General features: G+C 54.9%; 17 protein-coding genes. 9 read left to right on the top strand and 8 right to left on the bottom strand.

What is annotated here, in order from left to right; translation table 11 throughout:
• Positions 1-193 precede the first annotated feature (193 nt).
• The 6 genes from tig to ACGI6K_RS11240 all read left to right on the top strand — a co-directional run bounded on the left by tig (position 194) and on the right by ACGI6K_RS11240 (position 8,643).
• Positions 194-1,504 (top strand): trigger factor, encoded by a 1,311-nt coding sequence (tig, locus tag ACGI6K_RS11265; RefSeq protein WP_376948801.1) that lies wholly within the window; start codon positions 194-196, stop codon positions 1,502-1,504.
• 104 nt (positions 1,505-1,608) lie between these two features.
• Positions 1,609-2,229 carry an ATP-dependent Clp endopeptidase proteolytic subunit ClpP gene (gene clpP / locus ACGI6K_RS11260; RefSeq protein WP_376948807.1) on the top strand — a complete coding sequence of 207 codons (621 nt, stop codon included), beginning with the start codon at positions 1,609-1,611 and terminating at the stop codon, positions 2,227-2,229.
• 102 nt (positions 2,230-2,331) lie between these two features.
• Positions 2,332-3,612 carry an ATP-dependent Clp protease ATP-binding subunit ClpX gene (gene clpX / locus ACGI6K_RS11255; RefSeq protein WP_376948799.1) on the top strand — a complete coding sequence of 427 codons (1,281 nt, stop codon included), beginning with the start codon at positions 2,332-2,334 and terminating at the stop codon, positions 3,610-3,612.
• A 130-nt stretch (positions 3,613-3,742) separates the two neighbouring features.
• Positions 3,743-6,136, top strand: a complete 2,394-nt coding sequence (lon, locus tag ACGI6K_RS11250) for an endopeptidase La (RefSeq protein ID WP_376948797.1) — start codon at positions 3,743-3,745, stop codon at positions 6,134-6,136.
• Positions 6,137-6,271: 135 nt separating this feature from the next.
• Positions 6,272-6,544, top strand: coding sequence for a nucleoid-associated protein HU-beta (hupB, locus tag ACGI6K_RS11245; protein WP_012700946.1), 273 nt, complete (start codon positions 6,272-6,274; stop codon positions 6,542-6,544).
• A 224-nt stretch (positions 6,545-6,768) separates the two neighbouring features.
• Positions 6,769-8,643 (top strand): SurA N-terminal domain-containing protein, encoded by a 1,875-nt coding sequence (locus tag ACGI6K_RS11240; protein WP_376948795.1) that lies wholly within the window; start codon positions 6,769-6,771, stop codon positions 8,641-8,643.
• A 166-nt stretch (positions 8,644-8,809) separates the two neighbouring features.
• Here the strand turns inward: ACGI6K_RS11240 and phaC are convergent, their stop codons facing one another.
• The 3 genes from phaC to phbB all read right to left on the bottom strand — a co-directional run bounded on the left by phaC (position 8,810) and on the right by phbB (position 12,743).
• Positions 8,810-10,513, bottom strand: a complete 1,704-nt coding sequence (gene phaC / locus ACGI6K_RS11235) for a class I poly(R)-hydroxyalkanoic acid synthase (RefSeq protein WP_376948793.1) — start codon at positions 10,511-10,513, stop codon at positions 8,810-8,812.
• A gap of 245 nt (positions 10,514-10,758) precedes the next feature.
• Positions 10,759-11,937: an acetyl-CoA C-acetyltransferase gene (locus tag ACGI6K_RS11230; protein ID WP_376948791.1), complete on the bottom strand. Its 1,179-nt coding sequence runs from the start codon at positions 11,935-11,937 to the stop codon at positions 10,759-10,761.
• A 62-nt stretch (positions 11,938-11,999) separates the two neighbouring features.
• The gene (phbB, locus tag ACGI6K_RS11225; RefSeq protein ID WP_376948789.1) at positions 12,000-12,743 is read right to left on the bottom strand and encodes an acetoacetyl-CoA reductase; all 744 of its coding nucleotides are present in this window, start codon (positions 12,741-12,743) and stop codon (positions 12,000-12,002) included.
• Positions 12,744-13,187: 444 nt separating this feature from the next.
• On the opposite strand from phbB, the gene ACGI6K_RS11220 reads away from it, so the two are divergent.
• Together ACGI6K_RS11220 and ACGI6K_RS11215 are read left to right on the top strand one after the other, a co-directional pair.
• Positions 13,188-14,297: an AraC family transcriptional regulator gene (locus tag ACGI6K_RS11220; protein ID WP_376948787.1), complete on the top strand. Its 1,110-nt coding sequence runs from the start codon at positions 13,188-13,190 to the stop codon at positions 14,295-14,297.
• A 360-nt stretch (positions 14,298-14,657) separates the two neighbouring features.
• Positions 14,658-15,218, top strand: a complete 561-nt coding sequence (locus tag ACGI6K_RS11215) for a phasin family protein (protein ID WP_376948805.1) — start codon at positions 14,658-14,660, stop codon at positions 15,216-15,218.
• 61 nt (positions 15,219-15,279) lie between these two features.
• On the opposite strand, the gene phaR is transcribed toward ACGI6K_RS11215, so the two are convergent.
• The 5 genes from phaR to ACGI6K_RS11190 all read right to left on the bottom strand — a co-directional run bounded on the left by phaR (position 15,280) and on the right by ACGI6K_RS11190 (position 18,243).
• Complete coding sequence (phaR, locus tag ACGI6K_RS11210) at positions 15,280-15,804, bottom strand: polyhydroxyalkanoate synthesis repressor PhaR (protein WP_376948785.1); 525 nt, start codon at positions 15,802-15,804, stop codon at positions 15,280-15,282.
• Between the two features lie 161 nt (positions 15,805-15,965).
• The gene (gene folE, locus ACGI6K_RS11205; RefSeq protein ID WP_012700955.1) at positions 15,966-16,511 is read right to left on the bottom strand and encodes a GTP cyclohydrolase I FolE; all 546 of its coding nucleotides are present in this window, start codon (positions 16,509-16,511) and stop codon (positions 15,966-15,968) included.
• 91 nt (positions 16,512-16,602) lie between these two features.
• Complete coding sequence (locus tag ACGI6K_RS11200; protein ID WP_376948782.1) at positions 16,603-17,163, bottom strand: Smr/MutS family protein; 561 nt, start codon at positions 17,161-17,163, stop codon at positions 16,603-16,605.
• A gap of 52 nt (positions 17,164-17,215) precedes the next feature.
• Positions 17,216-17,542, bottom strand: coding sequence for a hypothetical protein (locus ACGI6K_RS11195; RefSeq protein WP_376948780.1), 327 nt, complete (start codon positions 17,540-17,542; stop codon positions 17,216-17,218).
• A 107-nt stretch (positions 17,543-17,649) separates the two neighbouring features.
• Entirely contained in the window at positions 17,650-18,243 is a 594-nt protein-coding gene (locus tag ACGI6K_RS11190) for a cysteine hydrolase family protein (protein WP_376948778.1), read from the bottom strand.
• A 332-nt stretch (positions 18,244-18,575) separates the two neighbouring features.
• Between ACGI6K_RS11190 and prmB the strand changes: the two genes are divergently transcribed.
• Positions 18,576-19,496: a 50S ribosomal protein L3 N(5)-glutamine methyltransferase gene (gene prmB / locus ACGI6K_RS11185; protein WP_376948776.1), complete on the top strand. Its 921-nt coding sequence runs from the start codon at positions 18,576-18,578 to the stop codon at positions 19,494-19,496.
• Positions 19,497-19,519: the final 23 nt, after the last annotated feature.

Raw genomic sequence — 19,519 nt, 5'->3', positions numbered from 1 at the left:
TCTTGATTTAGGTTCCAGCGCCGCAAGGCGTAAGAGTTCGAGTCTCTTCATCCGCACCATTTATTTATCTGTCCCCTCCCGTATGTCGCCCTCTTCTCTGCAGGGTGACTTCTGCAGTTCGACCCACTAGAATGCATGCCCTTGATTTGAGGCCGTCAATGGCCGGCTAACGTCTGTGCAACGAGGAATATCCATGCAAGTTTCTGTTGAAAGCACCTCCGCTCTTGAGCGCCGCTTGACGATCGGCGTGCCGGCCGAGCGCATCGAGACCGAAGTCAACAAGCGTCTGCAGCAGACGGCGCGTCGTGCCAAAATTCCTGGCTTTCGTCCGGGCAAGGTACCGATGAGCGTGATTCGCCAGCGCTACGAGGAGTCGGCTCGTCAGGAAGCCTTGGGTGAACTGATTCAGGCCAGCTTCTATGAGGCTGTGGTCGAGCAGAAGCTGAAGCCGGCTGGTGCTCCTTCCGTCGAGCCGAAGGTTTTCGAGAAGGGCAAGGATCTAGAATACGTTGCCACTTTCGAGGTTTATCCCGAATTCGAGATTACCGGCCTGGAGGGTATCGCTGTCGAACGTCTGCAGGCGGAGGTCGCCGAGTCCGATGTCGACAACATGCTGGAGATTCTGCGCAAGCAGAATACCCACTACAAGCAGGTCGAGCGTGAGGCGCAGGATGGCGACCAGCTGAATATCGATTTCGTCGGCAAGGTCGACGGTGAAGCCTTTGCCGGTGGATCTGCCAAGGGCACATTGCTGGTATTGGGCTCCGGGCGGATGATCGAAGGGTTCGAGGCGGGTCTGGTTGGTGCGAAAGCTGGCGAGGAGCGTGTCCTGTCTCTCACCTTCCCGGCGGATTACCAAAATCTGGATCTCGCAGGCAAGGCCGCCGAATTCGCCGTAACCGTCAACTCGGTATCCGAGGCTGAGCTGCCGGAGTTGAATGCCGACTTCTTCTCCCTGTTTGGGATCAACGAGTCGAGTCTGGAGGCCTTCCGCACCGAGGTCGGCAAGAACATGGAGCGTGAACTTCGCCAAGCCATCAAGTCCAAGGTCAAGACCCAGGTGATGGATGGTCTTCTGGCCGCCAATCCGGTCGAAGTGCCTAAGGCTTTGATCGAAAACGAAGTGAATCGTCTGCGTGTTCAGGCTGTGCAGCAATTCGGTGGCAACATCAAGCCGGAACAGTTGCCTGCGGATCTGTTCCAGGATCAGGCCAAGCGTCGTGTCACGCTGGGGTTGATTGTCGCCGAGATGGTTAAGCAATTCGATCTAAAGCCCGATGAGTCGAAAGTGAAGACTCTGATCGAGGAAATTGCCTCTGCCTATCAAGAGCCGGAGCAGGTTGTTGCCTGGTACTACGGCAATGAGCAGCAGCTCAGTGAAGTCCGTTCGGTTGTGCTGGAGGAGCAAGTTGTAGATACTGTTCTCCAGAAGGCTAATGTAACCGACAAAGCGGTCTCTTACGAAGAAGCTGTCAAGCCGGCGGAAGCTCCGCAAGCTGCCTGATTCTTCCCTCGTGCGAGTACACCTATAAGCCAGCCTTCGTGCTGGCTTATTTGCATTTCAAGACCTGACCATTAGGGAGCGATCAGGACATGACTAATCATTTCATGCAAATGCCTGAAATCCAGGCCGCTGGTGGCCTGGTACCGATGGTGATCGAACAGTCCGCTCGCGGTGAGCGTGCTTACGATATTTATTCGCGTCTCTTGAAGGAACGAGTAATATTCATGGTTGGCCAAGTAGAAGACTACATGGCGAACTTGATTGTCGCCCAGTTGTTGTTCCTCGAGGCCGAGAATCCCGACAAGGATATTCATCTTTACATCAATTCGCCTGGTGGCTCCGTGACGGCAGGCATGTCCATCTACGACACCATGCAGTTCATCAAGCCTGACGTTTCCACCATTTGTATTGGCCAGGCCTGCAGCATGGGAGCCCTGTTGCTGGCCGGTGGCGCCGCCGGGAAGCGTTACTGCCTCCCACATTCGCGGATGATGATTCACCAGCCTTTGGGAGGTTTCCAGGGGCAGGCTTCGGACATCGAGATCCACGCCCGGGAGATTCTCACCATTCGCGAGCGTCTGAACAGGATTCTGGCGCATCACACTGGGCAGCCCATCGATGTGATTGCTCGTGACACGGATCGTGACAATTTCATGAGTGGTGAGGAGGCGGTCAAGTATCGCCTCATCGATCAGGTTCTCGTGCACCGCCAACTGGTGAGTTGATCTCACCTCGGGGCGGTCTCAAATTGAAGCCGCCCTCGGGCTTGAAAATGCCCGCATTTGCCTTCATCTTGTGTTGCAAGCCTACCGGATTGGATTGATCGAATGACTGACACCCGTAACGGCGAGGACAATGGCAAACTGCTTTACTGCTCCTTCTGCGGCAAGAGCCAGCATGAGGTACGCAAGCTGATTGCCGGCCCCTCGGTCTTTATTTGTGACGAGTGCGTCGACCTGTGCAACGACATTATCCGAGAGGAAGTGCAAGAAGCTCAGGCCGAAAGCAGTGCGCATAAGCTACCCGCACCTAAGGAAATCAGTAATATTCTCGACCAGTATGTCATTGGTCAGGAGCGTGCCAAGAAGGTCTTGGCTGTGGCGGTGTACAACCACTACAAGCGCTTGAACCAGCGTGACAAGAAGGATGATGTCGAGCTGGGTAAGAGCAATATCCTGTTGATCGGCCCAACTGGCTCGGGCAAGACTTTGCTGGCTGAAACCTTGGCCCGTCTATTGAATGTTCCTTTTACCATCGCCGACGCGACTACTCTGACCGAGGCAGGTTATGTCGGCGAGGATGTCGAGAACATCATTCAGAAGCTATTGCAGAAATGCGACTATGATGTCGAGAAAGCTCAGATGGGCATCGTCTACATTGACGAAATCGACAAGATTTCGCGCAAATCCGATAATCCGTCGATCACGCGGGATGTATCGGGCGAGGGCGTCCAGCAAGCTCTGCTCAAGCTGATCGAGGGAACGGTGGCTTCCGTTCCGCCGCAGGGTGGGCGCAAGCATCCGCAGCAGGAGTTTCTGCAGGTAGATACTCGCAACATTCTCTTTATTTGTGGTGGTGCCTTTTCCGGTTTGGAAAAGGTGATCCAAAACCGCTCGACGAAGGGAGGGATCGGCTTCAATGCCGAGGTACGAAGCCTGGATGTTGGCAAGAAAATCGGCGAGGCTCTGCGTGATGTGGAGCCGGATGATCTGGTCAAGTTCGGTCTGATACCGGAGTTTGTGGGACGTTTACCTGTCATCGCCACGCTTGACGAGTTGGATGAGGTGGCCTTGGTGCAGATCCTCACGGAGCCCAAGAATGCCTTGACCAAGCAGTACGGCAAGCTGTTCGAGATGGAAGGGGTGGAGCTTGAGTTCCGTGCCGATGCATTGCGAGCCGTGGCCTTGCGAGCACTTGAGCGAAAGACCGGGGCGCGTGGATTGCGCTCCATTCTCGAGGGTGTTCTGCTGGATACCATGTATGAGATTCCCTCGCAATCTGGTGTCAGCAAGGTGGTTATCGATGAGAGTGTCATCGCTGGTGCTTCCAAGCCCCTACTGATCTATGAAAATGTGGAGCCGCCCGCCAAGGCCGCACCCGATGCGTGATCCGGAAGGGGGCCTGCGGGCCCCTTTGCATTTCCACTACGGTGCTTGTTTTTTCCTAGGGCTACCTTCATCTTAGAAATCAGGGTGCGTTCGTCACTCTCCGGTCCTGAGCCCACGTAGAGCCTAAATCATGAATATGATCGAATTACCTCTTCTGCCGCTGCGCGATGTTGTCGTATATCCGCACATGGTAATCCCGCTGTTCGTGGGGCGCGAAAAGTCCATCGAAGCCCTTGAGTCTGCTATGAGCGGAAACAAGCAGATCCTCTTGCTGGCCCAGAAGAGCCCGGCAGATGACGATCCGGGAGAGGCATCTCTCTATCGAGTCGGCACCGTTGCAACGGTCCTGCAACTGCTGAAGCTTCCCGACGGTACCGTCAAGGTTTTGGTCGAAGGAGAGCAGCGAGGGATCATTGAGCGCTTCATCGATGCCGAGGGGCACAGTCGGGCGCAGCTGTCCTTGGTCGAGGAGGCTTCGATCACCGAACGAGAGGGCGAGGTCTTCATTCGTAGCCTGCTCAGTCAGTTCGAGCAGTATGTCCAGCTTGGTAAGAAAGTGCCTGCCGAAGTCCTGTCGTCATTGAATAGCATCGATGAGCCGGGGCGGCTGGTCGACACCATGGCTGCACACATGGCTCTCAAGCTTGAGCAGAAGCAGGAAATCTTGGAGATCGCCGATCTGTCGGCCCGTGTCGAGCACGTTCTGGCGCTTCTGGATGCTGAAATCGATCTGCTGCAGGTCGAGAAGCGTATCCGGGGGCGAGTGAAGAAGCAGATGGAGCGCAGTCAGCGCGAGTACTATCTGAACGAGCAAATGAAAGCCATTCAAAAGGAGCTCGGCGATATCGATGAAGGTCACAATGAAATCGATGACTTGAAGCAGCGCATCGAGACTGCTGGCTTGACGAAGGAGGCGCTGGCCAAGGCCCAGGCCGAGTTGAATAAGCTGAAGCAGATGTCTCCGATGTCGGCGGAGGCCACTGTCGTTCGTTCCTATATCGACTGGCTGGTCAATGTGCCCTGGAAAGCCGAGAGCAAGGTTCGTCTGGATCTGTCCAAGGCCGAGACCATTCTCGATACGGATCATTATGGTTTGGAGGAGGTCAAGGAACGCATCCTCGAATATCTTGCCGTGCAGAAACGTGTGAAGAAGCTCAAGGGGCCTGTGCTCTGCTTGGTCGGGCCTCCAGGCGTTGGCAAGACTTCCCTGGCCGAGTCCATCGCGCGGGCTACCAATCGCAAATTTGTGCGCATGGCGCTGGGCGGTGTCCGCGATGAAGCCGAAATCCGTGGTCATCGCCGTACCTATATTGGCTCGATGCCTGGCCGGCTGATCCAGAAAATGACCAAGGTGGGGGTTCGCAATCCACTGTTTCTCCTCGATGAAATCGACAAGATGGGCAGCGATATGCGGGGAGATCCTGCTTCTGCGCTGCTGGAGGTGCTGGATCCGGAGCAGAACCACAACTTCAACGATCATTATCTAGAAGTTGACTATGACCTCTCGGATGTGATGTTCGTCTGCACCGCCAACTCCATGAACATTCCGGCGCCGCTCTTGGATCGTATGGAGGTGATCCGGCTTCCTGGATATACCGAAGACGAGAAAGTCAATATCGTCGTCAAATATCTGGCTCCCAAGCAAACTCAGGCTAATGGCTTGAAAAAAGGGGAACTGGAGTTCGAGGAGGCAGCAATCCGCGACATGGTCCGCTACTACACCCGTGAGGCGGGGGTTCGTAGCCTCGAGCGGCAAATCGCCAAAGTCTGTCGCAAAGTGGTCAAGGAAAATGCCAAGGAAAAACATTTCAAGGTTACGGTAACGGCCGACTCGCTGGAGCATTTTCTGGGCGTCCGTAAATATCGCTATGGGTTGGCTGAGCAGCAGGATCAGATCGGTCAAGTCACGGGACTGGCTTGGACCCAGGTCGGGGGTGAGTTGTTGACTATCGAAGCGGCCGTCGTACCGGGCAAAGGGCAACTGATCAAAACCGGATCGCTTGGTGATGTCATGGTCGAATCTATTACGGCGGCATTGACCGTAGTGCGAAGTCGGGCGAAAAGTCTCGGGATTCCGCTGGATTTCCACGAGAAGCGGGATATCCATATTCACATGCCGGAAGGGGCGACGCCCAAGGATGGTCCCAGTGCGGGAGTGGGGATGTGTACTGCCTTGGTTTCCGCGTTGACACAAATTCCCGTGAGGGCTGATGTGGCAATGACCGGGGAAATAACGCTGCGTGGTCAAGTACTGGCCATTGGTGGATTAAAGGAAAAACTTTTGGCGGCTCATCGGGGAGGTATCAAGATCGTTATCATTCCTGAAGAGAACGTCCGGGATTTAAAAGATATCCCAGAGAACATTAAGCAGGACTTGCAGATCAAACCGGTTAAATGGATTGACGAGGTCCTGCAGATTGCGCTGCAATACGCCCCAGAGCCCTTGCCTGATACGGCCCCGGAGATGGTCGCAAAGGATGAGAAGCGCGAAACTGATCCCAAGGAGAGAATCAGTACGCACTAGCCGTTAGGGCTTTCCTTGACATCTTTTTGAATCGCTTGATATAAAGCCAGTTTTTTCGTGTCGGCAAACCATCCAGCACCCGTTTTGCCTGCACCAGGATCAAGAAATAACCCAAATGAAATAAGGGGACCTAGAGTGAACAAGTCGGAATTGATTGATGCGATTGCCGCATCCGCTGATATCCCGAAAGCTGTTGCTGGCCGGGCGCTGGACGCAGTGATTGAGTCTGTCACTGGCGCCCTGAAGGCTGGCGATTCCGTGGTGCTGGTTGGCTTTGGTACTTTTGCTGTCAAGGAGCGTGCTGCTCGTACTGGTCGCAATCCGCAGACTGGCAAGCCGATCAACATCGAGGCAGCCAAAATCCCGGGCTTCAAGGCTGGCAAGGCCTTGAAGGACGCGGTCAACTGAGCGTCTTGCGAGCACAGGGGACGTTAGTGCGGATTGCCTAGTCTCTGGTCGCGGAGCAAGGGTTCGGCCGATTAGCATACCGACTTGTCACGTCGGAAATCATGGGGGTCGGAGTTCGCTCTCTCCACCAGTTACGAGGAGGCGCATCCAAAAAGATGCGCCTTTTTCATATTCAGACTCTACCAGTGCTAAATGGCTTTTTGTCAGTCATTTCTGGGGGATGCATGCTGCAGAACATCAGGGACAATTCACAAGGGTGGATTGCCAAGATCATCATCGGGGTCATCATCGCGCTATTGGCCTTGACCGGCTTCGACGCCATTCTCACTAGCACGAGCAACAGCCAGAATGCGGCAGAGGTCAATGGCGCGAAAATCGGACTGGCTGAGCTGAACAGGGAAGTGGAGACGCAGCGTCGGCAATTGCTCCAGCAGCTTGGCAAAGACTTCGATGCTTCTCAATTGAACGAGGGGTTGCTGCGCAATGCAGCGCTCAGCGGCTTGATAGAGCGCAAGTTGCTGCTGCAGGGAGCGAAAGCGGCAGATTTTGCTTTTTCCCAAAATGCTCTGGATCAGCTGATTCTGCAGACTCCTGAATTCCAGGTCGATGGCAGATTCGACGCCAATAGGTTCGATCAAGTCATTGCGCAGATGGGCTACAGTCGTCCGCAGTTTCGACAAATGTTGGAGCAGGAAATGCTCATCGGTCAGTTGCGCGCTGGTTTAGCTGGTAGTGGCTTTGCGACTGATCGCGAGATCGGCGACTTTGTTCGCTTGGAGCGGCAGACTCGAGATTTTTCCACTTTGACATTATCCGCCGACCCTGCTCGGGTGACGGTCGGGGATGAAGCGGTGCAGGCCTACTACGAGGAACATGCCAGTAGCTATATGACTTCCGAGCAGCTCGTAGTGGAATATATCGAGCTGAAGCGGCATGCTTTCTTCGACCAGGTAGAAATCAGGGACAAGGATCTACAGGCACTTTATCAGCGAGAAATTGCCAATCTTGCTGAACAGCGACGGGCTGCACATATTCTCCTCGAAGTGAACGACAAGCTGAGTGAGGAGCAGGCTAAGGCTAAGCTGGAGGAGCTCAAGGCGCGTATCGACAAGGGGGAAGATTTTGCCGCTCTTGCCAAGGAGTTCTCTCAGGATCCAGGTTCGGCAGACAAAGGGGGTGATCTAGGCTATGCAGGGCCTGATGTCTATGATCCGGCTTTTGAAAAGGTACTTTATTCCTTGAAGGAGGGAGAGGTCAGTTCTCCGGTTCGCAGCGAGTTCGGCTGGCACTTGATCAAGCTGCTCGGTGTGCAAGCGCCAGAGATTCCCAGCTTCGATACCCTGAAGGAAAAATTGGTCCATGAACTCAAGGCAGAGCAAGTCGAGCAGGCTTTTGTTGAGGCTTCGCGTGACTTGGAGAATGCAGCCTTCGAGGCATCGGATCTTTCTCAGCCGGCCCAGGAGCTTGGGCTTCAGATTAAAGTCACTCCTCCTTTTGGTCGTGAAGGCGGTGAAGGCTTAACAGCAAACCGGCAGTTCGTTCAGACTGCATTCAGTCCTGAAGTGCTTGAGCAAGGCAATAATAGTAGTTCTATCGAATTGGATCCCGATACAGTCGTTGTTTTAAGGGTGAAAGAACATAAGAAGCCCGAGCAAATTCCCTTTGATCAGGTAGCTGGCAAAATTCGAGAGCAGTTGCTGAAGAAGCATGCTGCCGAAGAGGTCAGAGTCAGAGGAGAGGCTCTCCTCGGTGAGCTTCGGCAGGGACACACACCGATTGATCAGGCTCAACAGGGAGAGGGTTGGCACGTAGTGGAGGCTGCGGCACGTAATCAAGAGGGTATTGATCCTGCCATCCTGCAATCGGCCTTCCAAATGCCGAAGCCTGCTGCTACAGATAGGCCCTCCTTTGCCGGAGTTGCGCTACCGAACGGTGATTATGTATTGATTCGCCTGACTGGAGTCAGCGATCCTTCGGATGATTTGTCCGAAGAGGAGAAAGGCATGTATCGACGCTTTTTGGCCTCACGTAATGGCCAACAGGATTTTACAGCCTATCGGCGCCAGCTTCAGTCGACAGCTGATATCGAGCGTTTCTGACATCGCTTGGTAAGGCTGCTAGGGTGCTTTAGATTTTAAAGAAGGGAATCAAAAATGCCCATATCTTCAGAGATATGGGCATTTTAGCTTTAACAACATCTAATACTCGCACTAATTAGTGGTGCTGATGGTTTCTCAGACTTCACGATGGTCTGAGATTGATGGATCAGCCTTTCACGTAACGGCCTGGCGCTGCCTCTATAACCTGATACTCGCGATTACCGCTCTGTTTGACTGCCAGGCCCTGCTCGCCAGCGTGCTGAGCAAGCCAGGCGAACCAATCGTTCCACCAACTGCCCGGCTTTTTCTCGGCAGTCTCCATCCAGATATCCGGATCGGCTGGTGTCTGTTCATTGGTCCAGTAGTGCCGTTTGTTCTGTGCTGGTGGGTTGATGACTCCTGCGATATGACCCGAAGCACCAAGAACGAAACGAATCTTGCCGGAAAGCAGGTTACTGGTGTTATAGGCACTGCGCCAAGGGACGATATGGTCATCTTGAGTGCCTAGCAAGTAGGTAGGGGCCTTGATCTTGCTCAGATCCAGCCTGACTCCACAGCATTCCAAGTCACCTGATTTAAGGTCATTTTGTAGATAAGTATGCCGTAGATACCAACAGTACATGGGGCCGGGAAGATTGGTACTGTCATTATTCCAGAACAACATATCTAATGTCCGTGGTTTTTGTCCCTTGAGATATTTGTCCACAGTGTAGTTCCACCACAATTCATTCGGGCGTAGCAAAGAGAATGTGTTACCCATGTCCTGGCCACGGAACAGGCCAACGGGACCTCCTTTGCCGCCAATGGTCCGTTCTATCTGAGTGACGAACTGTTCGTCGACGAAAATTTTGATGACTCCTGTATCGGAGTAATCGAGGAAGGTAGCCAGCAAGGTCAAGCTACTGATATGGTCCTTGCTGCCTTGAGCTTCAAGTACAGCAAGAGCGGTGCTCAGCAGGGTTCCGCCAATGCAGAAGCCGACACAATTGAGCGGCTGTCCGCCACTGATGGCTCGGGTAACCTTGATGGCCTTGATCGCGGCGTCTTGAATGAAATCGTCCCAAGTTTTACCATCGCAGCTTGCGTCGAAATTGCGCCAGGAAACCAGAAACACTTGGTGGCCTTGTTCAAGGGCATAGCGAACCAGTGAGTTTTCGGGGCGCAAGTCGAGAATATAATATTTGTTGATTGAGGGGGGAACGATGAGCAGCGGGCGCTGATACTGCTTTTCACTGAGTGGCCGATACTGGATGAGCTGGAACAGTTCATTTTCGAATACAATGTCGCCCGGTGTCGTGGCTACGTCACGTCCAACTTGGAAGTCACCACTATCGCATTGGCGTAGTTTACCTTCTTTCAAATCACTCGCTAAATGCAACATGCCGTTGAATAGGCTGACGCCGTTGCTTTTTACCAAGGCTTCCAAAGCGTCGGGGTTGCTGGCAAAAAAGTTGCTTGGTGCACTGGCAGCAATAGCCTGTTCCACTAGGTAGTAGAGACGCTGGCGAGGTTTTTCATCATCTATTTTCAATTCTTCGAGCAACTCCATCATATATCTGGAGTTGAGTAGATAATATGCAGCCAGCGAGCCAAACAGGGGAGAGCTCCAGTTATCGCTTGCGAATCGCTTATCCGTGAAACTGAATGGTTTCCTCGAAAGAAGCTGCAAGCCAAGTTGGTACCACTCGCGCTGGTAATCGGTCTGTATCTGGTGCAAGCGTTCTGCTGGAATATCGAACCATTTTGCATTATCCGTATCGACGAACCAAGGTGAAGTATTCACCCAGAGGCGCAGTTGCTGCAGAGCAAAATTGGCTACGAAGGGTGTCTGAGCTGACCAGAAACTTGTGAAAGAGGGGGCTTGATCCATGACATTTTTCCTGAAAAACATACAAATTCATCACGGACTGGAAGGTCCTGTTCCGTCATTAATGGCGGACTGACATCCTGATGAAGACTTTAGCTACCTCAGTCCGGGCGTTCGCTGCATAGCTGTTTGCTCTCTTGAAGCGAATCGTTGATTCAGGATGTCTGGTGTGCACACACTTATACGGATGATTCCTGAGGACTCATCCGTATCGTGTCACTGGTCGAGCAGGTTCAATTTGTCAGAATTCAACGTTCCACTGCGAGGGCTACGCCTTGTCCACCACCGATGCAGAGAGTTGCTAAGCCTTTTTTGGCGTCGCGCCTGATCATTTCATGCACCAGAGTGACCAGAATGCGACAACCAGAGGCTCCGATTGGGTGGCCAATCGCAATAGCGCCGCCATTTACATTGACTTTGCTGGCATCCCATCCCAGTTCTTTGCTCACACTCAGGGACTGAGCTGCGAAGGCCTCATTAGCCTCGATCAAATCCAACTCGTCCAGATTCCAGCCAGCTTTTTCCAAACAGCGACGGGTAGCCGAAACCGGACCAATGCCCATGATGGCCGGGTCTACAGCCGCATTGGCATAGGCTTTGATTCGTACCAGGGCTGGCAAGCCGAGCGAACGAGCCTTTTCCGCACTCATCAGCAGTACCGCGGCAGCACCGTCGTTGATGCTAGAAGCATTACCGGCGGTAACGCTTCCGTCTTTCTTGAAGGCTGGCTTGAGTTTACTCAGCGCTTCGAGGGTGGTCTCGGCACGTGGTTGTTCATCGGTGTCGAAGATGATCGGATCCCCCTTGCGCTGCGGGATTGATATCGGCGTGATCTGACTGCGGAAATGACCAGCTTCGATGGCAGCCACAGCCTTCTGCTGTGAGGCAGCGGCAAAGGCATCCTGTTCTTCTCGGGAAATGCCGAATTTCTCAACCAGATTCTCTGCGGTGATACCCATGTGGTAGTCGTTGAAGACATCCCATAGGCCGTCTTGGATCATGCTATCGATCAGGTTGGCATGTCCCATGCGCAGACCGGTGCGCGCGCCCGGAAGAACATAGGGCGAAAGGCTCATGTTCTCCTGGCCGCCCGCGATGATCACATCGGCATCTCCACAGCGAATGGCTTGAGTGGCCAAGTGCAGAGCCTTGAGGCCGGAGCCGCAGACCTTGTTCAAGGTCATGGCAGGGACGGTATAGGGCAAACCCGCCTTGATCACGGCCTGGCGAGACGGGTTCTGGCCTACGCCAGCAGTAAGTACCTGACCCAGAATCACTTCATCGACTTGGCCCCCATCCAGCTTGGTTTGTTCGAGCAGCCGACGAATCACGGCGGCGCCCAGTTCAGCGGCAGGAATACTTGCCAAGGACCCTTGGAAGCTACCTACTGCAGTCCGGGTTGCAGCGACGATTACAACCTCTTTCATGAAGGAGTTACCTCATATGAATGGGGGCTTGACCGGAAAGCCTAGCAGCTTTCCGAATGCCGTCATTGCATGTTCAGACCGCCGTTGATAGAAAAGTCGGCGCCGGTGGCATAGGCCGCCTCCTCGGAAGCCAACCAGGCAACCGTGTTGGCGATTTCCTCGGGCTGGCCGAGGCGGCCGACCGGAATGCCGGCAGTGATCTGCTCGAGGACCTCCGGCCGCATGGCACCGGTCATTTCGGTGAGGATATAGCCGGGAGAGATGGTGTTGACGGTTATACCCTTGCTGGCCACTTCGCGAGCCAGCGCCATGGTGAAACCGTGAATGCCCGCTTTGGCGGCAGAGTAGTTGGTCTGACCGAATTGGCCACGCTGCCCGTTGATCGACGAAATATTGATAACACGGCCCCAGCCCTTGCCGAGCATGTCTTCGATGACTTGCTTAGTGGTATTGAACAAACCATTGAGGTTGGTGTTAATCACTGCTTGCCAGTTTTCCGGAGTGAGCTTGCGAAAGCTGGCATCCCGGGTGATACCGGCATTGTTCACCAATACGTCAATGGTCCCTACACGTTCGCGCAACTCGGCGAAAGCACGCTGAGTGCCCTCCCAATCGGTTACATCGTGTTCGCAGACTTCAAAAGTGAAGCCGCTATCGCGCTGGGCCGCGAGCCATCCATTTTTGCGTTTGGATTGCGGGGTGCATCCGACGATCACGGTGAAGTTTTCCTTGTAGAGGCGCCGGCTGATTGCTGTCCCGATTCCGCCCATGCCGCCCGTGACGAATGCAATTCGTTGATTGCTCATAGATTTCCATTCCTTTTTTGTCGAAGACCCTGGCTGCCCACGACTGCTGAATGGCGTGTAGCTGCACAGCGTCATTTGTGTCGTGACTCGCGAGGCTCATTCTCGATTGGGTCACGCTTTAAGAATAGTGCCCGTTGGTGACATCGTACTGGCGATTGGTGACACCCTTTGCGAGGTTTTCCAGTGGCTTTTTGCTATCGGACTGATATGGCGGTGATGGGGGCATAGCTATTGCCACGGATGTGTGGAAAGGGGTATCCACTTGGCGCGACCTCTGAAGGGCACGAGCCGAATTGATGATGGATGGAGAATGCCGAGAGCGATGAATGGTCGTCCTGGCGCCAGAATCCTGTGTTTTGATATCTACTTTCTGGCATGTGATGTATGCGGCATGGGTCCGGTCGCTTGGTAAAGCGGGACTTGCCGTAGGAGCTAGAATACTCAATGCATTGGTTTTTCCACATGCGTTTGGTTTCTTGGCCCATGGAAGAGAGCGCGAAAAAGGATATGTCTAAAGTCAGTGTGAACTATGCACGGCTCGTCGAGGAGACGCTTAGGGCAGAGGGTTTGGAAATTGAAAATCTACTTAAGGAGTTGGGCTTAAACCCTAATATTTTCAATGATATAGAAGGATGTCGTGTCAAGGATCTTTCAAGGATCCTGAGTCGAGCCGCAGTGCAGAGCGGCAATCCGGATATAGGGCTCAAGGCCTATGGGTTGGTCAAGCCCGGGATTTACGATGTCGTGGGCTATGCGATGATGTCGAGCCCCGATCTCAAAACTGCTCTTCAGCATTTTGTCTGTTATTGCTCATTGATCGATAATGGCGTCGATTTTTCCCTGCATCGGGAGGGTCGCACCTATCGTCTGTGTGGCTGCCGCCATGGCGGTAGCAAAGCCATACCACGGCAGTTCTACGATGTCGGTATGGCGGCGTTGATTGCCTACCTGCGTTGGTTATGCGGGAATACACGGTTCACGCCTTTGTGTATCGAGTTCGTACATGCGGAGCCGATTGATACGGAAGAATATGCTCGCATCCTGAACTGTCCTATCCGATTCAATTCTTCTCATTTTTCCATTTTTTTTGATGCTACCCAACTGGACTCTCCTTTGAGCACCGCTGATGCAGCCCTGGCAAGCATACACGAGCGTTTTGCCGAGCGGCGACTGCATGAGCAGAACTCCCAATTGAGTACTTGGCGAGTCCAGCAGTTGATCATGGAGCGGCTGAGCGACGGGGAGCCAACCATAGAAGAAGTAGCGGGAACACTTTGCGTGAGTAAACGCACCTTGCAGCGTTGTCTGAAGAAGGAGGGTACCCAATACAAGGATTTGCTGAATAAAACTCGTCGTGAGCAGGCTCATCTGTATCTGTGCCATTCACATTTCAGCCTGCAGGAGGTCGCCTACCTGCTGGGGTTCCACGAGCATAGCAGTTTTTTCCGTGCCTGTTCGCGTTGGTTCGGTATGACTCCGGGGCAATACCGGGCTCATAGAAGTTTTTTCCGAGCTGACTCTCGAAAGGGTCATGCCGTTGTCGCATATGGATGATCGGCCTGTAGGAAAAAGCGTAAAACCAGCAAGCCTGGAGAGGGTTGGCTGGTATCCGTGGTGTGCAGGGCTCGTCGCTTGTAGTTCCCTGCATACTGCGATGCAACAATATCCTTTGTTAGGGCTGCTCAGCTAATTTCTGGTGCTCCGGTAGCAGGAGGAGTCAGATGTTTACGGCCTAATCCAGCCCAAAGCCTTGAAGCTCCATAAATTTTCCTCTCAGGCGATTTTTGCGGCGCAAGAAAATACTTGCACAAAAAATTGTGCGGTGCAACAATGAAATCGTCTGTTGAATCCAAGAAGCCGTCAGCAGCGGCGTTGCCAGGCCAGTCCGGCCGTCACTATGCAGGAGATACCGTCATGTCTTTTTTTGATTTGGAAAAAATGGAAAGTGCCTCTAAGTCCAACCTGGATGCTGTTCAGCAACTGAGCAGCAAGCTTTTCGAAAGTGCCGAAGAGCTCGCCAAGCTGCAGTTCAAGACCATACGAGCCGCAACCGACGACAATTTCGAAAATTTGCGCAAGATAATATCGGTGCGTGACCCGCAGGCCTTCCTGGAGCTACAGGCCTCTTTCTTCAAGCCCAACGAGCAGGCTGAGCGTCTCGTGGAGTTCAGCCGCCAGACTTATGACCTCATTTCCCGTTTTCAGGCAGAAGTCACCAGGCTGACCGAGCGCCAAATCGAAATCGGCACTCAGCAGGCTCAGGAAATCGTCGAAGAGATCTGCAAGAACGCTCCGGCTAACGCCGAGCCGGTCGTATCCGTATTCAAATCTGCCGTCGAGGGGGCCGGCAACGTCTACGAGAGCGCGCAGAGAGCGGCCAAGCAGGCATCCGAAATCACCGCAAGTGGCATCGAAGCGGCTGCCAACGCCGCAGGTCAGGCGACTACCCAAGCCGCTGGCAAGAAGACTGCCTGACGGTAGCTGGTGACCGCTGGGCCATGGTTTTTACCTTCCTTGATTCCTTTGGCGATGAAGGTCAGCTTTGGCCTTCATCGCCATCTTTTTTTCCGCCTGTTTTGTCGGTAAAACCGGAAAAAATGCCGAACATGTTCTGAGTATTTAGGTAAAGCTTCTTGGATTGTTCGACATACTGGCGCATCAGGTCCTGCATCATGGGGGCCTGGCTCTGCATGAAATCTGTCCAGGCCTGAGTGGATTGCACTCCAGCCTGGGTCTGTACCTCTATGACGCTTTGGATGCTTTTTTCCAGATAGCTGGTGAGTACGCCCTGGAAGGGGCCGTAGAAGCGAATGATCCCCTTGAGCATTTCGCTGGAAAAAATCGGTTCACCATCGCTTTCGGCCTCCTGGATGATTTGCAAGAGGATATTGCGGGTCAGATCTTCCCCGGTTTTCGCGTCGACTACTTGAAAGGGTTCTTCGCTGAGCACCAACTGGCGGATATCGGCAAGCGTGATGTGGCTGCTGGTACGAGTGTCATACAAACGGCGGTTCGGATACTTTTTGATCAGACGAACATCATTTCGGCCATTGGCTGACATGCGTATATCTCATTGTATGACGGGGTCTATCATGGTAACCCGAATGGCAGTCGTCTGGCCGGCCGAAGACAACATCCAAGGCGCGAGACCCTGCAGCGTGGGAGCGCTTTGCTTCCAAGAGTACTCCCTGGGTGCTGCCAGGTCAGGGCAGGTTCGTTGTATCACTTGATCAGACTGAGAAACTCACTGCGGGTAGCTGTATTGCTGCGGAAGTGGCCGAGCATTACCGAAGTGACCAGGGTGGAGTTCTGCTTTTCCACGCCACGCATCATCATGCACATATGTTGCGCTTCGATCACCACGCCCACTCCTGAGGCTCCCGTGACTTGTTCCACTGCCTCGGCGATCTGACGGGTGAGGTTCTCCTGGATCTGCAGGCGTCGCGCAAACATGTCGACGATTCGGGCGACCTTCGACAAGCCCAGAACTTTGCCATTGGGCAGATAAGCCACATGCGCCTTGCCAATGAACGGCAGCATGTGATGCTCGCAGAGCGAATACAGCTCGATGTTCTTCACCATCACCATTTCGCTGTTGTCCGAGCTGAACAGGGCGCCGTTGACGACCTCCTCAAGGGTCTGCTGATAGCCGCGGCAGAGATACTGCATGGCCTTGGCCGCACGCTTGGGGGTGTCGACCAAACCTTCACGGGAAACGTCCTCGCCGAGCTGGGCGAGAATCGCGGTGTACTGCTGTTCCAGGGACATGGATATTCCTGCGAGAGCTTTTTGATGAGATACACGAGCGTGCAGGTTAGGGGGGCGTAATGAGCGTTGCAAGCACGCCAAGGTGATTCGGCTATTCGTCGCGCCCCTCGAGCATAGTGCGTTTGAGCAGCACATAGACGGCTCCCGTGCCGCCATGGCGGGGTAGGCAGGAGGTAAAGCCGAGTACCTGTGGATGCTGGCGCAGCCAGGTGTTGACGTGACTCTTAACCATGGGGCGCTTGCCATCCAGTCGGGCAGCCTTGCCATGGGTGATACGCACGCAGCGCACTTCCAGTCTGATGGCTTCGGCAAGAAAGGCCCAGAGAGTTTCGCGGGCTTTCTCCACACTCATGCCATGCAGGTCCAGACTGCCCTCGAAAGCGATCTGCCCGACTCGAAGTTTGCGCATCTGGCCCTCCTGGACGCCATCACGCGCCCAATGGAGGTCGTCCTCGGCAGCCACATCGATGACGAATTGATCGGACAGACCGTCGATTGGCTGCGTTTCGACCTGTTGCATGGCTGCCTGGCGGCGGCTGGCGATCTGTCGCCGGTCGCGCTGGCGCACGCCGGTGTCGGCGCGATCATCCCGACGCAGCGGTTTGACGCCGAGAGTAGCGGATTGGAACAGGGCGAAATCGTCATCGGACATGGGCTGACCTCCATGAGAGGCACCTAGTTTAATCAATGGATGCCTTCCGGCGTCAGTCGTGCTTTTTAGTACGGGTGAAAGCACTGCCGGAATGCCGTATGGCGCGCAGGCCACGCCGGCAGACACGCCAGGCGTGAATGCCCGCCCAGAGCAGCAGGAGACCAAGGATCAGAAGAAGTACGGCGGCACCGGCAGAGAGTTCGGGAAGATCCCTACCCGCTCCGGGAGTCGGAGCTTGGCCAAGCAGGGAGGCGGTACCCGCCATGGCGAGCAATATGCCCAGAGAGGCGGATAAGGTTGCAAGTCCCGCCCCGAAACGCCAGCGGTTGATCTGCAACTTGTAGGCGGATGATGAGGTGGACTCGTCAGTTGGCTTCATTGAGGGCTTCTCCCGCCGAGGTCTTGGCCCTTGGCGCTCGGCAACTGGTAGTACAGTCTGTCGCCGAGTATCGAATGTTTTATATACGCGCTGTGTTCGGGGCTCGGTTAGAGTAGTGCCTGCGCGTCGGGCACTATGGCCGCGAAGTTGTCGGCGAGGCTGGCGATCTCGACGCGGTGGACCTGCTCCGCACTAATGGTTCCATTCGGGCTCGGCAGGTCACGGGTAGCACAGGCACGATCCACCAGGGTGCAGCGATATCCATAGTCCTTGGTTGCACGCACGGTGCTGCTGATGCTGGAGTGGGTCATGAAGCCGCAGACGATCAGGTCTAGACGGCCGATCGCCTGCAACCGGTCATGCAGGTCGGTACCGGAGAAGGCGTTCGGCAGGCGCTTCTCCACGACGATTTCTCCCGGCTGCGGTGCGACTTCCGGGATGAGCTGGCCACGCGTACCCTGCGGATCGAGGAAACCTCCGGGAATACCGAGGTGTTTCACATGCACCACCGGGGTGCCTGCGGCACGAGCGGCGGCCAGCAGGCCGGCGATCTCCACGATTGCAGGCTCGAGCCCAGGCAAGCGCAGGATGCCACTGCGGTACTCTTCTTGTGCATCGATGACGAGCAGAGTGGCATTCTTCAGGTGGGCCGGTGCAAAGCTGCGGCCTGTGATCTGCATCACTGTTTGTGGTTGGGGCATGGTGGCTCCTCCATGAAAAAACGGCGCGGATTGTCTCCTTCCTGTCTTCAGAAGTGAACAAACATCACCTTAAGTCTATGAGACGGGGCGACCGCCAGGCTTGGAGATGCCTATCGAGCCGACAATCACCGGGGCTCCGGGTTGGCCGCTCTCCACCCTTGTGCGATGCCTCGCATGCTTTGCGACAAGCCTGATTCGGCCCATGGAGTGCCAGTCTTTCGCCATGGAGTCAAGCAGTCGGATTGCTCGCATTACCCTACAGGCGCGGCTTGTTTCCAGCCGGGGGGTTCCCGCTGCTTGCTAGAATGCCCGCTTTTGGTTGGGAGATATACATGGCAGCCATTCCGACCCGTCTGCGTACCCCGCGCGATTATATCCGTTGGGCGGTCAGTCGTTTCCATGCCGAGGGGCTGTATTTCGGTCACGGTACCGACAACGCTTGGGACGAGGCTCGCCAACTGGTACTCGGCGCCCTGCATTTGCCTTGGGAAATGGCCGACGGTTATCTGGACTGCCGTCTCGAGGAAGACGAATGCATGCATCTGGGCGCTTTGCTCCAGCGCCGCATCGAAGAGCGTATCCCGGCGGCCTATCTGCTCGGCGAGGCTTGGTTCTGCGGGCTGCCGTTCTTGGTCGACGAACGGGTGCTGGTGCCGCGCTCGCCGATTGCCGAGCTGATTGGCCAGCGTTTCGCTCCCTGGCTGCCACACGAGCCGACGCGGATTCTCGATCTCTGTACCGGTTCCGGTTGCATCGGCATCGCTTGTGCCCATGAGTTTCCCGGGGCAGAGGTGGTGCTGGCCGATCTGTCTTTCGATGCGCTCGAAGTGGCCAATCGGAACATCGAGCGCCATGCTCTCGACGAGCGTGTCTATACCGTGCAGGGAGATGGCTTCGCCGGTCTGCCGGGGCAACGGTTTGACCTGATCGTTTCCAATCCGCCCTACGTGGACGCCGAGGATTTCGCCGACATGCCGGAGGAGTACCGCCACGAACCGGCCATGGGGCTGGCCTGTGGCGAAGATGGCCTGGATCTGGTTCGGCGCATGCTGGCGGAGGCGGTTGATCACCTGACCGAGCGGGGCGTACTGATCGTCGAGGTGGGGAACAGCCAGGTGCATGTTGAGGCACTCTACCCGGAAGTGGATTTTACCTGGCTGGAGTTCACCCAGGGCGGGCATGGCGTCTTTCTGCTGAATGCCGCTCAGTGCCGGGAATATCGGGATCTGTTCCGCGCTCGGCTTCGGCCCTAAGCCCTGTCGAATGTGCCCGGTTG

This window comes from Azorhizophilus paspali, from assembly GCF_043587585.2.
Classification (GTDB): Bacteria; Pseudomonadota; Gammaproteobacteria; order Pseudomonadales; family Pseudomonadaceae; genus Azotobacter; species Azotobacter paspali.
Note: the sequence above shows the minus strand (reverse complement) of the source record. Positions and strands in the feature narration are given on the sequence as shown.

Excerpts from the sequence above, each read along its gene's own strand:
- phaC (WP_376948793.1), bottom strand. The coding sequence starts at position 10,513 with ATGGATCAAGCCCCCTCTTTCACAAGTTTCTGGTCAGCTCAGACACCC.
- lon (WP_376948797.1), top strand. The coding sequence starts at position 3,743 with ATGAATATGATCGAATTACCTCTTCTGCCGCTGCGCGATGTTGTCGTA.
- phbB (WP_376948789.1), bottom strand. The coding sequence starts at position 12,743 with ATGAGCAATCAACGAATTGCATTCGTCACGGGCGGCATGGGCGGAATC.
- ACGI6K_RS11190 (WP_376948778.1), bottom strand. The coding sequence starts at position 18,243 with ATGCCCCAACCACAAACAGTGATGCAGATCACAGGCCGCAGCTTTGCA.
- prmB (WP_376948776.1), top strand. The coding sequence starts at position 18,576 with ATGGCAGCCATTCCGACCCGTCTGCGTACCCCGCGCGATTATATCCGT.
- ACGI6K_RS11215 (WP_376948805.1), top strand. The coding sequence starts at position 14,658 with ATGTCTTTTTTTGATTTGGAAAAAATGGAAAGTGCCTCTAAGTCCAAC.
- ACGI6K_RS11230 (WP_376948791.1), bottom strand. The coding sequence starts at position 11,937 with ATGAAAGAGGTTGTAATCGTCGCTGCAACCCGGACTGCAGTAGGTAGC.
- folE (WP_012700955.1), bottom strand. The coding sequence starts at position 16,511 with ATGTCCCTGGAACAGCAGTACACCGCGATTCTCGCCCAGCTCGGCGAG.
- phaR (WP_376948785.1), bottom strand. The coding sequence starts at position 15,804 with ATGTCAGCCAATGGCCGAAATGATGTTCGTCTGATCAAAAAGTATCCG.
- ACGI6K_RS11200 (WP_376948782.1), bottom strand. The coding sequence starts at position 17,163 with ATGTCCGATGACGATTTCGCCCTGTTCCAATCCGCTACTCTCGGCGTC.
- ACGI6K_RS11195 (WP_376948780.1), bottom strand. The coding sequence starts at position 17,542 with ATGAAGCCAACTGACGAGTCCACCTCATCATCCGCCTACAAGTTGCAG.
- ACGI6K_RS11220 (WP_376948787.1), top strand. The coding sequence starts at position 13,188 with ATGCATTGGTTTTTCCACATGCGTTTGGTTTCTTGGCCCATGGAAGAG.
- clpX (WP_376948799.1), top strand. The coding sequence starts at position 2,332 with ATGACTGACACCCGTAACGGCGAGGACAATGGCAAACTGCTTTACTGC.
- ACGI6K_RS11240 (WP_376948795.1), top strand. The coding sequence starts at position 6,769 with ATGCTGCAGAACATCAGGGACAATTCACAAGGGTGGATTGCCAAGATC.
- clpP (WP_376948807.1), top strand. The coding sequence starts at position 1,609 with ATGCAAATGCCTGAAATCCAGGCCGCTGGTGGCCTGGTACCGATGGTG.
- tig (WP_376948801.1), top strand. The coding sequence starts at position 194 with ATGCAAGTTTCTGTTGAAAGCACCTCCGCTCTTGAGCGCCGCTTGACG.